19 protein-coding genes, 2 tRNA genes and 1 pseudogene are annotated in these 20,461 nt (G+C 36.7%); 8 read left to right on the top strand and 14 right to left on the bottom strand.

The genetic code is table 11. The annotated features are described in order from the left end of the window. Positions 1-23 precede the first annotated feature (23 nt). Both ON09_RS07120 and ON09_RS07115 read right to left on the bottom strand, forming a co-directional pair. The gene (locus tag ON09_RS07120; protein ID WP_010600370.1) at positions 24-1,778 is read right to left on the bottom strand and encodes a PspC domain-containing protein; all 1,755 of its coding nucleotides are present in this window, start codon (positions 1,776-1,778) and stop codon (positions 24-26) included. A gap of 12 nt (positions 1,779-1,790) precedes the next feature. Beyond that, positions 1,791-2,126 carry a PadR family transcriptional regulator gene (locus ON09_RS07115; protein ID WP_010600369.1) on the bottom strand — a complete coding sequence of 112 codons (336 nt, stop codon included), beginning with the start codon at positions 2,124-2,126 and terminating at the stop codon, positions 1,791-1,793. Positions 2,127-2,535: 409 nt separating this feature from the next. Here ON09_RS07115 and ON09_RS07110 point away from each other — a divergent pair, with 409 nt between their 5' ends. Beyond that, complete coding sequence (locus ON09_RS07110) at positions 2,536-3,969, top strand: amino acid permease (protein ID WP_010600368.1); 1,434 nt, start codon at positions 2,536-2,538, stop codon at positions 3,967-3,969. On the opposite strand, the gene ON09_RS07105 is transcribed toward ON09_RS07110, so the two are convergent. Further along, on the bottom strand, positions 3,970-5,055 hold the full coding sequence (locus ON09_RS07105) for an SGNH/GDSL hydrolase family protein (protein ID WP_029204174.1): 1,086 nt from the start codon (positions 5,053-5,055) through the stop codon (positions 3,970-3,972). It abuts the gene before it with no gap. 246 nt (positions 5,056-5,301) lie between these two features. Between ON09_RS07105 and ON09_RS25460 the strand changes: the two genes are divergently transcribed. Continuing rightward, positions 5,302-5,466 (top strand): hypothetical protein, encoded by a 165-nt coding sequence (locus tag ON09_RS25460; protein WP_010600366.1) that lies wholly within the window; start codon positions 5,302-5,304, stop codon positions 5,464-5,466. Between the two features lie 14 nt (positions 5,467-5,480). On the opposite strand, the gene ON09_RS07100 is transcribed toward ON09_RS25460, so the two are convergent. The 4 genes from ON09_RS07100 to ON09_RS07085 form a co-directional block, all read right to left on the bottom strand. Continuing rightward, positions 5,481-6,377, bottom strand: coding sequence for an NAD(P)/FAD-dependent oxidoreductase (locus ON09_RS07100; RefSeq protein WP_010600365.1), 897 nt, complete (start codon positions 6,375-6,377; stop codon positions 5,481-5,483). Between the two features lie 72 nt (positions 6,378-6,449). Continuing rightward, positions 6,450-6,743: a hypothetical protein gene (locus ON09_RS07095; protein WP_029204173.1), complete on the bottom strand. Its 294-nt coding sequence runs from the start codon at positions 6,741-6,743 to the stop codon at positions 6,450-6,452. Beyond that, the gene (locus ON09_RS07090) at positions 6,733-7,077 is read right to left on the bottom strand and encodes a class I SAM-dependent methyltransferase (RefSeq protein WP_029204172.1); all 345 of its coding nucleotides are present in this window, start codon (positions 7,075-7,077) and stop codon (positions 6,733-6,735) included. The genes ON09_RS07095 and ON09_RS07090 overlap by 11 nt, the downstream gene beginning before the upstream one ends. A 37-nt stretch (positions 7,078-7,114) precedes the next feature. Beyond that, positions 7,115-8,026 (bottom strand): UbiA prenyltransferase family protein, encoded by a 912-nt coding sequence (locus ON09_RS07085; RefSeq protein WP_010600364.1) that lies wholly within the window; start codon positions 8,024-8,026, stop codon positions 7,115-7,117. A 124-nt stretch (positions 8,027-8,150) separates the two neighbouring features. Between ON09_RS07085 and ON09_RS07080 the strand changes: the two genes are divergently transcribed. Continuing rightward, on the top strand, positions 8,151-8,654 hold the full coding sequence (locus tag ON09_RS07080; RefSeq protein ID WP_010600363.1) for a cupin domain-containing protein: 504 nt from the start codon (positions 8,151-8,153) through the stop codon (positions 8,652-8,654). A gap of 31 nt (positions 8,655-8,685) precedes the next feature. Here the strand turns inward: ON09_RS07080 and ON09_RS07075 are convergent. The 3 genes from ON09_RS07075 to recO all read right to left on the bottom strand — a co-directional run bounded on the left by ON09_RS07075 (position 8,686) and on the right by recO (position 9,674). Beyond that, a tRNA-Val gene (locus tag ON09_RS07075) sits at positions 8,686-8,760 on the bottom strand. 50 nt (positions 8,761-8,810) lie between these two features. After that, positions 8,811-8,885, bottom strand: a tRNA-Val gene (locus ON09_RS07070). Positions 8,886-8,948: 63 nt separating this feature from the next. Then, the gene (gene recO, locus ON09_RS07065) at positions 8,949-9,674 is read right to left on the bottom strand and encodes a DNA repair protein RecO (RefSeq protein WP_010600362.1); all 726 of its coding nucleotides are present in this window, start codon (positions 9,672-9,674) and stop codon (positions 8,949-8,951) included. Between the two features lie 321 nt (positions 9,675-9,995). Between recO and ON09_RS07060 the strand changes: the two genes are divergently transcribed. After that, entirely contained in the window at positions 9,996-12,146 is a 2,151-nt protein-coding gene (locus ON09_RS07060) for an efflux RND transporter permease subunit (RefSeq protein ID WP_010600361.1), read from the top strand. 307 nt (positions 12,147-12,453) lie between these two features. Here ON09_RS07060 and ON09_RS07055 read toward each other — a convergent pair whose 3' ends face one another. Both ON09_RS07055 and ON09_RS25925 read right to left on the bottom strand, forming a co-directional pair. Beyond that, positions 12,454-12,726, bottom strand: coding sequence for a hypothetical protein (locus ON09_RS07055; RefSeq protein WP_010600360.1), 273 nt, complete (start codon positions 12,724-12,726; stop codon positions 12,454-12,456). Then, on the bottom strand, positions 12,723-12,911 hold the full coding sequence (locus ON09_RS25925) for a hypothetical protein (RefSeq protein WP_010600359.1): 189 nt from the start codon (positions 12,909-12,911) through the stop codon (positions 12,723-12,725). Before ON09_RS25925 ends, ON09_RS07055 begins: the two co-directional genes overlap by 4 nt. A gap of 83 nt (positions 12,912-12,994) precedes the next feature. Here ON09_RS25925 and ileS point away from each other — a divergent pair, with 83 nt between their 5' ends. From ileS to ON09_RS07035, 4 genes and pseudogenes are all read left to right on the top strand, one after another. Next, positions 12,995-16,405, top strand: a complete 3,411-nt coding sequence (gene ileS, locus ON09_RS07050; protein WP_010600358.1) for an isoleucine--tRNA ligase — start codon at positions 12,995-12,997, stop codon at positions 16,403-16,405. 30 nt (positions 16,406-16,435) lie between these two features. After that, positions 16,436-16,819, top strand: coding sequence for a TraR/DksA family transcriptional regulator (locus tag ON09_RS07045; RefSeq protein ID WP_010600357.1), 384 nt, complete (start codon positions 16,436-16,438; stop codon positions 16,817-16,819). Then, positions 16,819-17,420, top strand: a pseudogene (locus tag ON09_RS07040) (lipoprotein signal peptidase). The gene ON09_RS07045 and the pseudogene ON09_RS07040 overlap by 1 nt, the downstream one beginning before the upstream one ends. Positions 17,421-17,717: 297 nt before the next feature. Further along, entirely contained in the window at positions 17,718-18,302 is a 585-nt protein-coding gene (locus ON09_RS07035) for a DUF4269 domain-containing protein (RefSeq protein WP_010600355.1), read from the top strand. A 117-nt stretch (positions 18,303-18,419) separates the two neighbouring features. Here the strand turns inward: ON09_RS07035 and ON09_RS07030 are convergent, their stop codons facing one another. Then, a complete protein-coding gene (locus ON09_RS07030; RefSeq protein ID WP_010600354.1) occupies positions 18,420-18,779 on the bottom strand; it encodes a ribosomal maturation YjgA family protein in 360 nt (119 codons plus the stop codon). 199 nt (positions 18,780-18,978) lie between these two features. Beyond that, positions 18,979-20,208 carry a 2-oxoglutarate dehydrogenase complex dihydrolipoyllysine-residue succinyltransferase gene (gene odhB / locus ON09_RS07025; protein WP_010600353.1) on the bottom strand — a complete coding sequence of 410 codons (1,230 nt, stop codon included), beginning with the start codon at positions 20,206-20,208 and terminating at the stop codon, positions 18,979-18,981. Positions 20,209-20,461 lie beyond the last annotated feature (253 nt).

The raw sequence follows: 20,461 nt of genomic DNA, 5'->3' as shown, positions 1-20,461 counted from the left end.
CAATTAAGATTATGCGTTTACTTCTATTGATTATCGGTATTTTCTTCAGGCTTGATGCCTAATTCTTCTTTAACTTCTTTCATTCTACTTAATACAGAATCTTGAAAAGTGGAATCTGTAGTTCTCATTTTTTTCGAAAGTTCCAGTTCACGTAATTCTAATTGTAATTTTTTCTTGTTCAAAGCCTCCTCTTTCAATTGAGCAATGCATTTTAAACCTTCTTCCGTCATGATCCAGGTACTGTAACCATTTTCATCACCTTCTTTATCTGAGCAATCCCAGGTTCCCCAGTTATTGATGTAACGGTATGCATCCTCTTTGAAGATTAATCTCGTTCCCACCGGGACTTCAAGATTTAGCCAAACCTCCTGGTTTCTCCAAATGGTGCCTTTTCGTAATTGAAAACGCGGATTAAATAAGATAGTTGAATCCTTCAAATGATAGTTATAATCAATATTCTGTGCATTTTGTAAGGCCCTTTGAAACGTTTTACCTTGCGACTCATATTTTTGAATTAATCGACTAGCCGTGTTTTCACTTTTTTCAACATTGATGCGGATATTATATGGCGCTACAAAAGGACCGTTGTCAAAATCATCTGTTACAATCTGCCTGCGATTATCCGGATTGATATTATATTTTAAGCTATCCTCTTTACTAAAATATTTACTTCTGTCAATATCAATAATGTAGGTTTTATACGATTTTAGATCATTGCTTTGTGTAAGCTCTGCATGTTGTTTAAACTCCGATGAAATCTTTGCCGCATGATAACCAGCTGTTGCTACACCCGCCAACCAAATAATTAACAATGGAAACGAAAGTGTTTTGTTAATAGCCTGCTTATTGAAAGCAAAACGAATGGAAAACAATACCAAAGCCAGCACCGGAATAAAAAATACGATGAATGCACTGAATAAAATTACACCCCGGTTGCCTTCATCAATAATAGAAAACGGGAAATATTCATAAACACTCGAATCCCAGAATCCTTGAAATGCTGCAAAACCAACAATTAGCGAAAGCATAAACAGCACACCAAATAGTACGATCAGTCCTGCAATTACTTTAAAAACTACCTTTCCGGTTCCTGAAATGAAACGGCCCAGCCACTCGAAAAATTCGCCGATGAAAATACCAATTTGTCCGAAAATAGATCCGGTATGTTTGCCAGCAATGGCCAAACCTTGTTTTACCGCAAGCAACTCTTCATCTAAGTTCTTTTGAAAACCTTGCAAATTCGCAGGTTCGCCTTTCATTTCCATTCTTTCGATACGTGATTTAGCTTTTGGCATAATAATCCAAAGGATGGCATAAACCAAAAAGCCAGCACCACCTAAAAACACCGAAAGCAAAGCAGCCAGACGAATCCATTTCGCTTCAGTATTGATATAATGCGCAATTCCAGCACAAACACCTGCAATTACACGCTCATCCATATCGCGGTATAATTTTTTATCCGCTTGGAATTGATAGTTCGTATTTAGTACAGGTTCTTCTTCATTCTCTTCCACACCGTCGAAATCCTGAACACGTCCCATTTGTGCAATTACCAAATTCACATCATTTACATCAACCACCTGTTTCTTTTGCGCTTCAAGTTGTTCCGTTAATAATTCAGCGATACGATTTTCGATGTCGGTTACAATCTCCAAATCGTCGGCATGATTAATAAAATGCTGCTTTACTTCGTTTAAATAAACTTTTAAGAGTTCGTAGGCACTTTCTTCGATGTGAATAATTGTGTTGCCTATATTTATGATGATGGTCTTTTCCATTTCTATTTAAAATTATGATTTGGCTCCTTCTTGTGAAACACCTACAGCATAAGCCAGTTCTTGCCAGGTTTGATCTAATTGAGATAAAATATCCTTTCCAACTTCGGTTAAGGTATAATATTTACGGGGCGGGCCTGAGGTAGATTCTACCCAGTTGTAGCTTAACAAACCATTGTTTTTAAGCCTGGTTAATAATGGATATAGTGTGCCCTCAACCACCAATAGCTTTGCCGACCTTAATTCAGCAATAATATCCGAGGCGTAAATTTCGCCACGTGAGATGATTGATAAAACACAGTATTCCAGAATTCCCTTCCGCATTTGTATTTGCGTATTTTCTGCTATCATAATACAAAGATATATGTTTTATATTGTACTATGCAATACATAGTACTAAAATAAATTAAATTTTTGAATTAAAGAATTGATAGTCAGATAATTAATTTTATGGTGAAATTTTTATTCTACTTATAAGGATTACCTTTTTTAGTTTTTTTTGAAAAGGAATGCCAGAAATGCTTCGGTATCAGCGGTCCCGCTATCGCCCATAGTCCCGATTTTAAAAAAAGAAATCGGGAGCTATTTGGCTTTATCGGGTTTATGTAGTTAGGCTTGTGTAAGAAATAGAGTGATCCTTTGAAAAATCTTCTCAAGTCAATACTTTGTTCAATAGAAAGGTATAAACCATTAAACAAATTACTACAAATTAGGTAGGCTAAATATATTTTAATAATTTTGCAGCATTATAACTTCATTCATGAAAAAATCAATTGCCAGCATTGTTGCTGAAGCAAACGAAAGCGGCGAGGGAACGCTCAAAAGAACCTTGGGTCCGATTAATTTAATTTTAATTGGCGTTGGTTTAACCCTCGGTGCCGGATTATTTTCCATTACAGGTCTGGCGGCAGCCAATCATTCCGGACCAGCGGTAACTTTATCATTTGTAATTGCAGCATTAGGCTGTGGTTTTGCAGCCCTCTGTTATGCCGAATTCGCCTCAATGATTCCTGTTGCAGGCAGTGCCTATACTTATTCTTATGCCACCATGGGCGAGCTTTTTGCCTGGATTATTGGCTGGGATCTGGTTTTGGAATATTCTGTAGGTTGTGCTACAGTAGCCATCAGCTGGTCGCAATATTTAACACGCTTTTTAGGAAGTTTAGGCATCTATTTACCACCACAACTTACCCTCTCCCCTTTCGAAACAGCAAAACTAGCTGATGGTTCGACCGTAAATGGAATTATTAATATCCCTGCAGCTTTAGTGGTAGTTTTAATGACGACCATTTTAATCCGTGGAACCAAAGGTTCAGCAATTGTAAATGGAATTATTGTGTTTTTAAAAGTCGGCGTGGTTTTGATTTTCATCGCACTCGGTTGGCAATACATCGACCCGGCAAACTATCATCCATATATTCCGGAAAACACAGGTACGTTTGGGCAGTTTGGATGGAGTGGAATCTTGCGTGGTGCAGGCTTGGTTTTCTTTGTATTCATTGGCTTTGATGCCGTGGCTGCATCTGCTCAGGAAACCAAAAACCCCGGCCGTGATTTACCAATCGGAATTATTGGGTCTCTGTTAGTTTGTACAGTTTTATTTGGCCTGTTCGGCCACGTAATGACGGGCTTAGCAAATTATAAAGAATTTGCAAATAGTGGTGCACCAGTTGCCATTGCGATTGAAAAAACACCTTACGGATGGTTAAGCCAGGCCATTATTTTGGCCATTTTAATCGGCTATACTTCTGTAATTTTGATAGATTTAATGGCACAATCTCGAATGTTTTACTCCATTAGTAAGGATGGTTTATTGCCGAAAATGTTTTCTGATGTGCATTCGAAATTTAAAACGCCTTGGAAATCAAACATTATTCTCTGTATTTTCATTGCACTTTTCGCAGCCTTCGTTCCGATGAATGTAGTGGGTGAAATGACAAGTATCGGGACCTTGTTAGCGTTCCTGATGGTATGTGTCGGTATTTTAATTCTACGAAAAACCGATCCGGATGCCAAACGTCCGTTCAGAGTGCCCTGGGTTCCGTTGATTCCGATTTTAGGTATTTTAACCTGCGTAGCCATGATGGTATTTTTACCTGCCGATACCTGGATACGTTTAGTAGTGTGGTTAGCAATCGGTTTAGCAATTTATTTCTTTTACGGTAAAAAGAATAGCAAACTCCGTGAAGGGTAATTATTTGATATTGTATTTGGCCAAAATTTTTAAGAGTTTTGGCCGAATATCTTCCGTAAAACGATAAAATCCTAAATCATTTGGGTGCGTGCCATCAACAGTTCCTTCATGGTCATTTCCCAGAAAATTTTCTGCGGAAATAAAATATAAATCTTTAACACCTTTCTTTTGCAAGTTGAGGAATTGACTTTTTATCTCTTCATTCTGTAACCGTACCCGATCTCCAATAACCGCATCTACATAACCACTTTCCCTAATCAAACTCTGCATGATAATAATAGGCGCTTTCGGATGTGAGTTTCTGATGGTTTGAACCAGATAATCCGTTCTGCTTTTAATCTGCTCAGGCGATGAATTAGGCACACAATCTAAAATGTAAGCGTCGGCATCAATTTTAGCTATTAAATCAGCGACTTCCTTTTCCATTTTAGCGCTTCCACTTAAACCCATATTGATGAAGTTTAAACCTGTTTGTCGAGACAAAATAGCCGGATAGGCCAATCCTGATCTGCTCGCCGAAGCACCATGCAAAATACTAGAGCCATAAATTAAAATCCTGCTTTTAAATGGAATTGTACCGGCTGTAATCGTTGAGTGAGAACTGATGCCGATTTCTAAATCATTAATCTCATCATATAAAGGAAGATAGAGCAAAAACTCTTTCTGCCCTTCCATCAGATTGTTTACCAGCGATGTTTCAGTACATTGTTCTAAAGGTTTACCAACACCACAAAACTGCCACTTCCCATTTAATTTAACATATAAATCAAGTCCCTTTTGAGCAATAGCAGTCATATTGCTACCAACTTTACTTTTAGAATTACACCATTTTGCTTTTAAAAATCTGCTATCAGTTTTAAAAGAAACCGCAATCCCTGCCGACATTGTCAGTAATCGTTTAACTGCAGCGGGAAGTCTTGGATAATCTATAGTATCTAAGCTTTGATAAATATTCCTGGTTTGAATCATTTTACCAATTATCGTCATATCGGCTGCTTTCACAAATCGGGCAGGATTCGCATTTTGCGAGTAAGAGGGTTTTACCAACAAGCAAAGGAATACCAATGAGAAATATATAGATTTCATAAGGATAAACTTATTTAAAAAAATCAATCCAATATAAGCAATCTGTATACCTATCACATATTAAAATCAATCGTTGTTCCTTTTTAAATACAGAACTAAACCCTTGTTTATCAATAATTTTACATAACGCTTTTATAAATCATCAATATTTCACAAAATATTGTAAGTTATCCACAATTAAACAATTTTATGGGTTTTTGGCTTAGGATTTGAATTAAAAAAAATAACCCGTAAAAACATTTTCCTATGATTATTAAATTAGACACATCGGTTTTCAGACTCAGCCGAGAAAAAGCTGAAAAAGTAAAAAAAGCTGACATACCATTAACCAGAGAACAGTGGATTAATGCAGATAGAATTGTAATGGCTACAATGCTTATTGCCACAATTGTTGGCGCTATTTTATTTTAGTTTCTAATGATTCTTCAGAAATCTTCTGCAATCATTTCTTTATTGATCATTACGGCCGCAATAGTTCCAGCTGCTGTTATTACTGATAGCGATCTCATCAGGGTCGTACAATCTCCTGCGGCATAAACGCCTTTAGCAGTTGTTTGCTGCTGCTCATCTACTTTTATTGTTTTAAATTCTGTGAGATCAAAGCCTAGTTGTTGATGAAAATCGATATGTTGTTCCACATCAGTTTTAGCGTAAATGGCTTTTAATTTCAAAATCGTTCCATCGGCGAAAACAACACGCTCCAATTCGCCATCATGGTGTATTAATTCCGCAATTCCTGTTTCGATGATTTTAATTGATTTAGATTTTAACTTATTGGTTTGTTCAGCAGTCAATTCTGACTTGCCATTGGTTAAAAGCGTTAAATCTTTATTCCAATGATTAACATTTTTGGCCATCTCATAAGCGATATCTCCATTCATAAGTAAGCCTATTTTTTCGCCACTTACTTCATAGCCATGACAATATGGACAGTGAATAACCGAGATACCCCAACATTCAGCAAGGCCTTTAATATTTGGAAATACATCTTTCAAACCGGTTGCAATCAGCAATTTTCTGCTTGAATAACTTATAAGCTCATTTACTACAACACTGAAACCACCTGTTATTTTTTTGGCTGCGTTCACCGTTCCATCAATGAATTTTACCGTAGGGTATTGAAGCACTTCTACTTTTGCCTGGGCGGAAATCTCCGCAGGCCGATCACCATCATGAGTTAAAAAGTTGTGAGCATGTGGCGTTTGCCTGTTACAGGGCTTACCAGCATCAACAATTAGTATGTTTCTCTTAGCCCTACCTAAAGCTAAGGCCGCAGATAACCCGGCATAACTGCCGCCGATTATAATTACATCAAAATCCATATCAAGTTCTTTGAAACAAAATTCAGCAAAAATTTTTTAAATGCAATATTGTTGCATTAAATAAATGTCATTTTATTTTTGATAGATCAATGCCTTAATAAATTGACCATAATAGCTTCGCTCTTCAATTATTTTATAACCTGCATCATTGAAATATGGTGACATATCTACCAGATTACATGCCTCAACATCACTTATCAAACCGAAAAATTTATACATCACCTTTAAAAAAAGTTTTTTCCACCACTTTCCGCTTTTGGGTTGAGTGGTGAAATCAACGAGAAACCATAAACCATCTTTATTTAACCTGAGGTCTAATTTTTGAAAAACTAAATGACATCTTTCCTGAGCAAAATTATCGAACAAAAAATGGCGTTAAAATAATATTGAAATGATCCTCGAGATTGAAATCTTCGATACTGGAATGAATAAACAAAACGCTGTTTGCTCCATAATCTCTATCTTTAGAGAGTACCAGCATTTTAGCAGAAATTTCCACGTAAGTAATTTTTAATCCTGAAGGATGACGTTTACCAATTTCTTCCAAAATCCAGCCCGTACCCCCACCGACAATCAGTATAGAACTATTTTTCGTAATACTTTTCAGCTGATTAATTTGGGCGTTGACCTGCGATTTCCCAAATACCAAACGGCTTAAGGAATCGTAGTAGTTGGCTATTTTATCGTAGTTATTGATCAAGAACGTTGAAGTTAACTGAAAAATTCATGGTAATCTGCTAGTTAGTTACAAATTGCATCCCGATAATACCACAAATGGCTTTAAATAAAATTAAACCATCAATAACCATCAAATAATAGAGAATATTTTTTCTTCGGTGCATGGAATAGGCCACGTAAATGGTTACAACAAATGGCAAAACGTTACACAATACCTGCGGAAGGCCAAATCCTTTGTAATTTGCAAATATTCCTAATGAAAATAATCCTACAATTAATAAAGGGATGAGAATTTGGAAAATAGTTTTCCGCAATCCATAACGCACCACGAAAGTTCTCAAATGCTTGTTGGCATCCGTTGGATAATCTTTGATATCGAAAATTATGGCATTGACGGTGCAGAACATCCAGTTTTTTATGAATTGCCACGTCCACAAAACAGAGTCGTGATAACCTATTCCGGTTTCAATTTTGAGCATAATTAGTGGTAGCACATTTGCACAGCATGCCCAAACAAATCCGATAACAAAAGCTTTTAGCCAACCTGTACTGCGCAAGTTAAATTTTAAAAAAGATTTGGGCAACAAACCATAATACAACAATGCCGCGACTACAACTACGACAATGGCAGCCCAATAGCTGATTGGAAGTTTTAATAGGTTATTAAAATTATCATAAAGTAGATTAACAATCAGCGAAGTACAAACTGTAAATAATATACTTTGACTCCAATTGATTAATTTTTTGTGTTTAAAATACCATTGTGCTCTGGGGTTTGTAGCCAATGGCTGATTTGAAACTTTGTTATAGGCGTAAGTATAATAAATGGTAGGTGCTAGAAATAGCAAAAGATAATAGTTTAATGAATTGAAAGGCAAACGCAATTGCAAAGTTGCCTCGACAGTTAAAGCCACTGCAAGAAAACCTACGAAGTAATTTCCAAAAAATATAAACCTAATTATTTTATCCATTTACTTCTGAAGTGCATCGTGAATTTAAGAGCCAATTTCGGATATATTATTTAAATACGGAGTAAATTAATAACAATCAAACAAGTGGAAGATTGAAATGTTAGCATAATACATAACGATAGAGATGGAAAATTTATTCAACAAGCTTACTACTGTTAATACAGAAGATGGCAAAACTGTTTCGGTTGCAGGAAATAATTATAAAACGATTATCTCCGGCAAACACACCAATAACGAATATGCGGTAATAGACATGCTTGTTCCATCTTTAGGCGGACCTGGACCTCATTCACATCCAGATATTCAGGAAGCATTCTACATTTTAGATGGAGAAATTGAATTTACGACCGAGGAAGGAAATTATACAGCAAAGAAGGGTTCATTTGTGAACATCCCAAAGGGAGGCATGATTCATCAATTTAAAAACCTGAGGAAGAATCTTGCACATATGATTTGTATTGTTACTCCTGCTAGTATGGAAGAAATGTTTGAAGAAATTGGGACACCAGTTGAAACCAATACATTTTTGCCCACTCCTGAGATTAATGAAGAAACCATAGCCAAGGTAAGTGAAGTTGGAGAAAAGTATGGTCAGAAGTTTTATCCGGCAGATTATTTTAAAAAATAAAAAGCCTCTCAGTTTACTGAAAGGCTTAGTGTGGGAAATGAGGGGTTCGAACCCCCGACCCCCTCGGTGTAAACGAGGTGCTCTGAACCAGCTGAGCTAATTTCCCTTTGTTAAAGGCTTTAATTATTATAATCTTTCAAATCCTTGAAAGTGATGTGGGAAATGAGGGGTTCGAACCCCCGACCCCCTCGGTGTAAACGAGGTGCTCTGAACCAGCTGAGCTAATTTCCCTTTCCTTTTGGGAATGCAAATATAGCGCTATAATCTTGTTTCGCAAATCTTTTTTATTTTTTTTCAGCTTAACAAAGTTTCTAATATTTTGTGCGATTGAACTTCCCCAAATGAAGCCGTATGTAAGGTATAGAAAACCAATATCTTATCTAACAGAAAACGTCTTTGTATGTTACTCATTTTTATTTCAGAAATTTTTTCGAGTGGTGTTTTAAAAAGAGAAATAAAGCCTAAAGCCTCTTCTAACTGAAGATAGTTGGAATGAATAGGAACTCTTGAAACAAATTCTCCTTCCTGTAAATCAAAGTAGTTTTGATCCGTCCTTCTCTTTTCATTTGGAGAAAAGCCTAAAAAACGAGTGAGTTTAAGTAAAAATGAAAGGTGAAAATTTGGATTGAGTTCTTCAGTTTCATCAAACCAGGCGATGGCATTAAAGATATAATCAAACAAGCTATCATCAGCTGATTGCTGTCGAATACTTTTGTAAAGCACTTCATTCAAGAAAATAACAATACTGGTTTTCACCATATCATAGGGAATACTTTTGAAAACAGGCGTCTGCCTAATTTCCGAAACCCGCTGAATATTGGTATTTGTTTTATGGTAAACCACCATATCTAAAAGATGCAGCGATTGCAGCATATTCATCTTAATCTTTGCTTTAGGCTTCTTTACCCCATTGATTAGGTAAGATTGCATCCCGAATTTATCGGTAAGTACCTGAACAATTACGCTGCTTTCACTGTAATTGGTGGTTTTCAAAACAATCCCCTTGACTTTGTGCAACATGTAGCTAAAACATTTTTTTCAAAAGTATGTTATTTGTGCAAAATAAATTGAGCAAAAAAGTATGCCAATTTATAAATAAGAGTAGTTTTGCCCTTATCATATTATTAAAACTAGACAACACATGTGGGTTAAGCTATCGAGGTTTATTCTTCAGAACCGTATTGCGATTATTGTATTTTTCGTACTTGGTACAGTTTTCATGGCTTATCAGGCCAAAAATGTCAAACTTTCTTACACCGGAAGCAAAATCCTCCCTGTAACCGACAGCGCCTTTGTAAAATATAATAACTTCAAAAAACTTTCGGTGAAGATGGAAGTGTCATGGTTGTTGGCATTCAATCGCCTGGTATTTTCAAGAAAGATATTTATAACAAGTGGGTTCAGTTATCGAATGACATTCAGAAGCTAAAAGGAATAAAGGCCGTTCTATCGTCTGGCAGGATTTTCCAGCTGGAAAAAGATACTGTTGAGCAAAAGTTTGTTTTAAAGGCCATTCCAAATGGTTTGGTGAAAACGGATGCTGAAATGGATTCGATTAAAAGCACATTGTACAACACGCCATTTTTTGAAGGATTAGTTTATAATAAACAAAATGCCACATTGATGGCAATTACCTTCGACACAAAAATCCTGAATTCTGCTGAACGAAATCCAATATTAAAACAAATTGAAGAAAAAGCGAAAGCCTTTGAAAAGGAAACAAAAATACAAGTTCACATCTCCGGTTTGCCATACATCCGTACGGCAGTAAGTAAGTTGGTTAGCAATGAATTTGTGTTGTTTTTAGGTTTATCAATTCTCGTTTCAGCACTCATTTTATTGATATTTTTCAGGAAGTTCTCAGCAGTTTTTTACCCGATTCTGGTGGTAGTTATGGGCGTAATCTGGAGTATTGGTACCTTGGTTTTATTCGGCTATGAATTGACAATATTAACTGGATTGATTCCACCGCTAATTGTTATTATAGGTATCCCGAACAGTATTTTGCTGCTCAATAAGTATCAAAATGAACTTCGGAAAGATGGCGACAAACAAAGGGCTTTAAGCGTAACTATAGAAAGGATTGCCGTTACTACATTAATTGCAAACATCACTGCAGCTATCGGTTTTGGTGTTTTATATTTCACAGGCAGCGAATTATTGATGCAGTTTGGTAGCGTTGCATCGATAAATGTAATGATTACCTGGTTAATGTGCCTGTGTTTAATCCCGATCATTTTCAGTTACCTGCCTGCTCCTAAATTAAAAGCGCAAACACATTTGGAAGAAGGTTTTCTGCATAAGTTATTGGTTAAAACCGATCGCCTTGTTCAGCAGAAAAGCAGTCTGATTTATATTGGCACAATTGTAATTTCCATTATTGCTTTTATTGGCGTGATGAAAATTAACGTAAATGGTTATGTAGTTGATGACTTGCCTAAAAGCTCAACGATTCTGGCAGACCTAAAATTCTTTGAGAAAAATTTCGAAGGAATACTGCCTTTGGAAGTAAGCGTTGACACCAGGAAAAAAAATGGTGTTTTCAACCTAACTAACCTAAAGCGCATGGAGAAAATGGAAAAGATGATTGCAGCTTATCCTGAATTTTCCCGTTCGATCTCCGTGAATATGGGCTTAAAGTATGCTACTCAAGCATTTTATAATAATGATTCCACTTTTTTCAGATTACCTGACAACATGGAGAAAAACTTCATCCTGGCTTACATTGCCAGTGGTGGAAAAGGAAACGCAAGCTTATTAACTAATTTTGTAAGCAAGGGCAATCAACGCACAAGAATTAGTTTCCAGATGGCCGATGTGGGTTCGAAACGTTTAGATGCAATTATGGCTGAACTCAAACCTCGTATTGATAGCATTTTACCTCCGGATAAATTTGATGTAGAATTAACAGGCTCCAGCATTATCTTTTCAAAAGGAACAGATTATATGCTCAAACACCTGTTTGAAAGTATCGGACTGGCGATTGTTCTGATCTCGCTTCTTCGCCTGGCTCAATTCAAAAGTTTGGGTATTATGTTCATTTCCCTGTTACCCAACATTGTTCCGTTAATTATTACTGCTGGAATTATGGGTTATTTTGGTATCTCTCTAAAACCATCAACCATTTTAATTTTCACCATTGCTTTTGGATTGGCATCCGATCAAACCATATATTTTCTAACCCGATACCAGCAAGAATTAAACCTGACCAACTTTAGCGTTCCGAAAGTAATTACAGATACGATTACCGAAACTGGCGTGAGCATGACCCATATTGCTTTAATTTTATTTTTTGGCTTTGGAATTTTTACGGCCTCCACTTTCGGCGGAACAGTTATTCTGGGTTTACTCCTTTCGATAACTTTATTTGTTGCGTTAATTTTTAACTTAACTTTATTACCAGCTTTGGTTTTGTGGTTAGATAAAAAGAAAGTTAGAAAATTAGTTTCTGATGAAGAATCGGCTAAAAATGCGGAAGAGTTTGACCACTAACCACTGCTGAAACTGATTTAGTTTAATCTGCCATTACCTGAATTTATTTCAAAGTTTTTCTTTCAAAGGGAGATACTGAAATAATTTTGGCATAACTTGAGCTTTAGAAAATGAATTTCTTATTCGAACTTGAGTATCTAAACCTGATGGCAGCGAGCATGAGTGAAATTTTTTATTGAACGAGTAAAGCGAACAGCAGGACGAACATTAAAATGAAATGCAGGTCTTGCTTTTCAAAATCTTTTATTTAGAAAGCTGTTAAACAGATTTGAGGAAATGTAAGTTTATTATCGAATGATCAACCAACTTACTCCTTCGCTGGCTTTTCATCTTCTTCGTCTACTGGTACAGGAATTGTAGGATCGGTAATGATTTCTGCTTTACCATCCCCATCATTTTTGGCGAACAGTATAGGGTATAACATCCACAACGCACCAACCATAACCAAAACGCCTGCTAAAACTTGCAAATAGCGGGCCCAACTTACTTCGTAAGCGCTTAAAATGCGGTAGGCAATAAACGATAGCACGCCAAGTATAAGCACCAAAATGGCTTTTTGTAATTTAAGTAACTTGATCATGGGTTCATTCGTTTAAGTTTGATAATATGAACTAAAACAAAGATGAGTCCAATTAGTTCTAATGCACCACAGAAATAAAATGAATACAGTACGAAATCGCGATTGGCAGGATTAATAACCGCTACAATTGGCAGTGCAATTACGGCTGTAATCATCAACAAAAGTCCGATATTAAATAATTTCACCTTAAAAGTATTTACATCAAAACTACCGAATTTGAGCGAAAAATTTTAACTTTGCAACCTTAATTTTTTGAGGTACTTGATTGATGTATAACGAATTTAAACAATTAGACCTTGCCAAAATAGGGCAAGATATACTGGATTTTTGGAAAGAAGAAAACATCTTTGAAAAGAGCATTTCTTCACGTCCAAAATCCAATCCGTTTACTTTTTACGAAGGACCTCCGTCTGCCAATGGTATGCCGGGGATTCACCACGTAATGGCTCGTGCTATTAAAGATATTTTTTGCCGCTATAAAACAATTAAGGGTTATCAGGTTAAACGTAAAGCCGGTTGGGATACCCATGGCTTACCTGTAGAGCTTGGTACTGAAAAAGAATTAGGTATAACCAAAGAAGATATCGGTAGAACTATTTCTATTGAAGATTATAACGAAGCGTGTAAAAAAACAGTAATGCGCTACACCGATGTGTGGAACGATTTAACTGAAAAGATGGGCTATTGGGTTGATATGGACGACCCATATATCACCTATAAATCGAAATACATGGAATCGGTTTGGTGGTTACTGAAACAGATTTACGATAAAGGCTTAATTTATAAAGGTTATACCATCCAGCCATATTCACCGAAAGCAGGAACAGGATTAAGCTCGCACGAGGTAAACCAACCTGGTGCTTACCGCGATGTTACCGATACTACAATTGTTGCACAGTTTAAGGCATTAAACGATACATTGCCGGCCTTTTTACAAAGCTTTGGCGACATCTATTTGCTTGCCTGGACCACAACTCCATGGACTTTACCATCGAATACCGCTTTAACTGTTGGGCCAAAAATTGATTATGTTTTAGTAAAAACCTTTAACCAGTATACATTTTTGCCAACGAATGTTATTCTTGCCAAAAACCTGGTTGGAAAGCAATTCAGCAAAACTTTCTTTGAAAGTAATGATGCGGATGATTTCACAAATTTTAAAGCTGGCGATAAGAAAATCCCTTACCAAATTCTTGCCGAATGCAAAGGGACTGAATTGGTTGACATTAGATACGAACAACTTTTAACTTACGCTTTACCATATACAAATCCTGAAAATGCTTTCCGCGTAATTTCCGGAGATTTCGTTACTACAGAAGATGGTACCGGTATTGTACACACCGCCCCTACTTTCGGTGCTGATGATGCTAAAGTTGCGAAAGAAGCAGTTCCTGAAATTCCACCGATGTTGGTGTTGGATGATAACGATATTCTTGTTCCTCTGGTAGATTTACAAGGGAAATTCACGAAACATGTTGGTCCGTTCGCTGGAAAATATGTTAAAAACGAATATTATGATGCCGGTACCGCACCTGAAAAATCGGTTGACGTAGAAATCGCTATCTTATTAAAAGAAGAGAACAAAGCTTTTAAAGTAGAAAAATATGTTCACAGTTACCCACATAGCTGGAGAACTGATGAGCCACTTTTATATTATCCTTTAGATTCATGGTTCATTAAGGTAACAGATGTTAAAGACAGAATGTTCGACCTGAACGAAACCATCAATTGGAAACCGAAATCTACAGGCGAAGGTCGTTTTGGCAACTGGTTAAAGAACGCAAACGACTGGAATCTATCACGTTCGAGATATTGGGGCATTCCTTTACCAATCTGGAGAACTGAAGATAAAAAAGAAGAAGTTTTAATCGGTTCGGTTGAAGAACTTTACAATGCCATCGAAAAATCTATTGCAGCTGGTTTCCAAAAAGAGAATCCGTTTAAAGGATTTGAAATTGGCAATATGTCTGAAGAGAATTACGATTTAATCGACTTGCATAAAAATGTAGTGGATCAAATTACGCTGGTATCTCCATCAGGTAAACCAATGATGCGTGAAAGTGATTTAATTGATGTTTGGTTCGATTCTGGCGCCATGCCTTATGCACAGTGGCACTACCCTTTTGAAAACAAAGAAAGTATTGATGGAAATGAAGATTTCCCGGCAGATTTTATCGCCGAAGGTGTAGATCAAACACGTGGGTGGTTTTATACCTTGCATGCCATTTCTACCTTAGTTTTTGATAAGATCGCTTACAAAAACGTAGTTTCAAATGGATTAGTGTTGGATAAAAACGGGCAGAAAATGTCTAAACGTTTAGGCAACGCTGCCGATCCTTTTCAAACCATAAATAAATATGGTGCCGATGCTACTCGCTGGTACATGATTTCAAATGCCAATCCATGGGATAACCTTAAATTTGACATCGACGGAATTGAGGAAGTGCGTCGTAAATTCTTCGGAACGCTTTATAATACTTATGCATTCTTTGCTTTGTATGCGAATATTGATAAGTTCGAAATTGATAAAGATAACTTAAGCAAGGTTGCAGATAGAACCGAATTAGATCGTTGGATTTTATCTTTATTGCAAAACTTAATTAACGAAGTTGATGAGGCATACAACACTTATGAGCCTACTAAGGCTACCAGAGCAATTCAGGCTTTTGTTGATGAGCATTTAAGCAACTGGTACATTCGGTTGAGTCGTCGCCGTTTCTGGAAAGGTGAAATGACAGATGATAAGCGTGCTGCTTACGAAACGCTTTATACTTGTTTAGAAACACTGGCGCAGTTAATGAGCCCTGTTGCACCTTTCTTTGCAGATTGGCTATATAAAAACTTAACTGTAACCGATAAAAATGCGGAGCAGTCGGTTCATTTAACGTTATGGGTAGCAGCTGATGAAAGTTTAATCGACAATGATTTGAACGAACGTATGGTTTACGCTCAGGATATTTCATCAATGGTTTTATCATTAAGAAAAAAATCAAGCATCAACGTCCGTCAGCCTTTAGCAAAAATCTTAATTCCATCTTTAAACGGTGATTTCGAGCAAAAAATTGGCAAAGTAGCCGATTACATCTTATCAGAAACGAACATTAAGCATATCGAATTTATCACCGATACGCAAGGCATCGTAAAGAAAAAGGTAAAACCAAACTTTAAAGTTTTAGGTGCAAAGGTTGGCAAAAGTATGAAAGCAGTGGCTGATGCAATTAATAACTTTACTCAGGAGCAAATTTTCGAGCTGGAAAAAGAAGGTCAAATCAGTATTCTAACAGATCCAAAGCTTGGAGAAAGTATTACATACGATGTACAATTATCTGATGTAGAAATTATTGCAGAAGATATTCCAGGATGGCAGGTAACTAATTTAGGTAGTTTAACTGTAGCATTGGATGTAACCATTTCTGAAGAACTAAAACAAGAAGGAATTTCCCGCGAACTGGTAAATCGGATACAAAATTTGCGCAAAGAATTAAATTTTGAAGTAACCGACAAGATAAAGGTTAGTTTACAAAACGATAACCTCGTTGCTACTGCAGTTGCTAAAAACAAGGCATACATTTGCGCAGAAATTTTGGCAGAGGAGTTAGAATTAACAGATACTGTAACAGATGCAAACAAAATCACCATTGATGATGTTGAGTTAAGCATTTCAGTAACTAAAATATAAATCCATATATTAGAAAACTAAATTAAAAACATGGAAAACAGTAACAAAACACGCTACTCAGACAGTGAACTTCAGGAATTTAAAGAATTAATTCAAGATAAATTACGCATGGCGAAAGAAGAACTTAACGCATTAACATCATCGTTAAGTAACCCTAACGCAAATGGCACAGAAGATACTTCGGGAGCTTACAAAACACTGGAAGATGGTTCAGCAACCATGGAGAAAGAGCAAATCAATCAATTAGCTGCCCGTCAGAAAAAATTCATTGATAACCTGGAGAATGCTTTGGTTCGTATCGAAAACAAAACCTATGGTATTTGCCGCGAAACGGGCAAATTAATCCAAAAAGAACGTTTACGTGCGGTTCCTCACGCTACTTTAAGCATGGAAGCTAAATTAAAGCAGAGTTAATGAAAGGCTATACAAAACCTTTAATTATTATCTTTTTGGTTTTATTGGCCGACCAGCTGATTAAAACCTGGGTTAAAACCAACATGTACCTTGGTCAGGAATTCAATATTATCGGTAAATGGTTCATTATCCATTTTACTGAAAATAATGGAATGGCTTTCGGGATGGAATTTGGTGGAGAATTTGGAAAATTAGCTTTATCGCTTTTCCGCATTGCAGCGGTTGGTGGAATAGGTTATGGATTACATTACTTAATTAAGCACAAATATCATCGTGGCTTGATTTTAAATGTAGCTTTAATCTTCTCCGGTGCGCTTGGCAACATCATCGATTCGGTATTCTATGGCAAGATTTATGGCTATGAAACCTGGTTTCATGGTCGTGTGGTTGATATGTTTTATTTCCAATTGCCGAAGGACATTTTCCAAGCTGGATTCCAATTTGGGGAGGAGATGAATTTATATTCTTCAGACCGGTTTTTAACCTTGCAGATGCTGCAATATCTGTCGGTGTCATTTTGATCTTAATCTTCCAAAAAAACTATTTTAAAGAAGATGTGAAAGACGATGTCGGCATCAATAGTGAAATTGTAGAAGACTAATTTTTTGTCATTCTGAGCTTGTCGAAGAATATTGACTATCAGTATAGAGCCCATTTCTTAATTGAGATGGGCTTTTTTTTTCGAAACTTCGTCATTGCGAGGCACGAAGCAATCCTAATCCTATAACAAATCCACAAATCGGATTGCTTCGTGCCTCGCAATGACGATTGTGAAATAGTAATTTTTGAAAAGCAAAATACTGCATAAATTAATGTTTCTTCCCGCTATCCTTACTGCCAATGAAACCTGTACATTTAATTACCGTTCTGCTAAAAACAAAGAAAGAATTAAAACGCATTGGCATTCATACTATCGGGTTTATTAACTTTGGATACTGCAAGAAACAAAAGTTGTATGGTGCCAAACCTAAATTTCCTCGATATCGCTTACTTAGAAAATGGAAACGAACGGCAAAAGAATGCTTATCAAGTTTTAACTGAAAACGCTATTTTGGAGAAACTTAATCGCTTCACTCCTATTTTAGTTGGCACCATTCCAATCAACATCGATATCGAAAGCAGCGATTTAGACATCATCTGTTATGCCCCAAATCAAGAAAACTTCATCCAATCCTTAAACTATAATTTCGGAAAAGAAAATCAATTCATTATTTCAAAAAACACCACTTTTAATTCAGTAAAAGCTAACTTTTTTACGGCTGATTTCGAAATCGAAATATTTGGACAAGACATTCCAACACAACAACAAAATGCCTACCGCCATATGCTCATTGAATATAAAATACTATTAGAAAAAGGTGAGAATTTCAGGTTGCAGGTTATTGAATTAAAAAGACAGGGTTATAAAACCGAGCCAGCTTTTGCTAAATTATTGGGATTACAGGGAGATCCTTACGAAGAACTTTTAGAGTTGCAATTCTAAGACGTTCGTCATTGCGAGGCACGAAGCAATCCTAATGTGATCGCTCGTCAAACAATGGCTTTAAGATTGCTTCGTTCCTCGCAATGACGTGGTGGTAAAAAACAATTCTTATATCTTTCAATCCTTAAACGTCAAACAAATCAAATAACCTACAAAGTACGCAAGCAAATCGTAAACACTAAAGTATGTTCCCATCACTATGCTCCAAAATTTGTTATTTTCCAAACCAAACCACTCGACATAATGCAAAGCCTGCAGAAATTCAATAATAAAAGAGAAAATTAATATTCCAAAAGCAAGTTTCTTATAATCTGTTTTTAAGAATATTCTCAGGAAAGCGTAAATCAAAACCACAACCAAAACATCGCCCCCAAATGGCCGTATGTAAGCGTCATGCACATATTTGGCAATTAAGATTTCTGCAATAAAAATCGCTATGAAAATGATGAGAAACTTTAAGTTGAACGTTAATTTCATAGATTCTAAAATAACTAATACTACAAAAAAGCAAAACTAAGGTATTCGTCATTGCGAAGTACAAAGTAATCCTGGAACGGCAATAATTAGAATATTTTCGTATTGAGATTGCTTCGTGCCTCGCAATGACGATAGTCGAACACAAAAAAAGCCCCAACCAAAATGGTTGAGGCCTTATATCTTGAGATAGTTTTTAAGACTATACGCCTAATAATAATCTCGCTGGGTCTTCTAATAATTGTTTTACACGAACCAGGAAGCCAACTGACTCACGTCCGTCGATAATTCTGTGATCGTAAGATAAAGCCACATACATCATCGGACGAATTACCACTTCACCTTTTTCAGCAATTGGGCGCTCGATAATGTTGTGCATACCTAAAATAGCTGATTGTGGCGCATTGATAATCGGAGTTGACATCATAGAACCAAATACCCCACCATTCGTGATTGTGAATGTTCCACCAGTCATTTCTTCAATGGTTAACTTTCCATCACGTGCTTTTAACGCTAACGCTAAAACAGATTTTTCAATTTCTGCCAAACTCATGCTTTCTGCGTTACGAATAACAGGAACTACTAAACCTTTTGGAGCTGAAACTGCGATAGAAACATCAGCAAAATTATTGTAAACAATTTCTTCACCTTCAATACGAGCATTAACCGCTGGGAAATCTTTTAAGGCTTCCGTTACCGCTTTTGTAAAAAAGCTCATAAAACCTAGTCCAACGCCAAATTTCTCTTTGAAAGAATCTTTGTATTTCGAACGCAAATCCATAATCGGCTTCATATTAACCTCGTTAAAGGTGGTCAACATGGCCGTTTCGTTTTTAACAGAAACCAAACGTTTCGCAACGGTTTTACGCAATGGCGACATTTTCTCACGACGCTCAGAGCGAGCACCAGCCGGAGCTGCAACTTCAGGAGCCGCAGCCTTAGCGCTTTCAGCTTTAGCCTTTCCGCTTTCTGCTTTAACAGCATCATCTTTAGTAATGCGGCCATCAATACCAGTACCTTTTACCGCACCAGCATCAATACCTTTTTCAGCAAGAATTTTTCCTGCTGCAGGAGATGGTGTTCCGGTGGCGTAGCTTTCGCCAGATGATTTTTCAGCAACGGGAGCCGAAGTTTTATCTTCTGCAACAACTGCCTTCTCTTCGGCTTTAGGAGCATCCGCTTTTACAGGTGCTGCACCACCATCCTCAATTTTACAAACTACTGCGCCAATGGCTAAAGTATCGCCTTCAGCAGCTATGGTTCTTAAAGTTCCCGCTTGTTCAGCTGTTAATTCGAAAGTAGCTTTATCTGATTCTAATTCAGCAATAACTTCATCCATTTCAACAACATCGCCATCTTTTTTTAACCATTGTGATAAAACAACTTCCGTTATCGACTCACCAACAGGTGGAACTTTTATTTCTAAACTCATATTTTTTAAAATTGTAATTTTTGTTGTTATTATGTTTTAAAGATGAAATGTTTAAACATTCTGGATGATAAATCTTAATCCTTAAACCTTTCAACCCTACACTTATTTAATCGGCTTCTGCCTATTTTTTTGCTTGCCTTTTTAGTGGCTTCTTTTACTTCCTCTTGTTTAACAGGAAGCTCTAAAGCTTTTGCCAAAATGTAAGCTTGCTGGTTTGCATGTTGTTTTGCAAAACCGGTTGCCGTACTGCTGT

It is taken from the genome of Pedobacter agri PB92, from assembly GCF_000258495.1.
Classification (GTDB): Bacteria; Bacteroidota; Bacteroidia; order Sphingobacteriales; family Sphingobacteriaceae; genus Pedobacter; species Pedobacter agri.
Note: the sequence above shows the minus strand (reverse complement) of the source record. Positions and strands in the feature narration are given on the sequence as shown.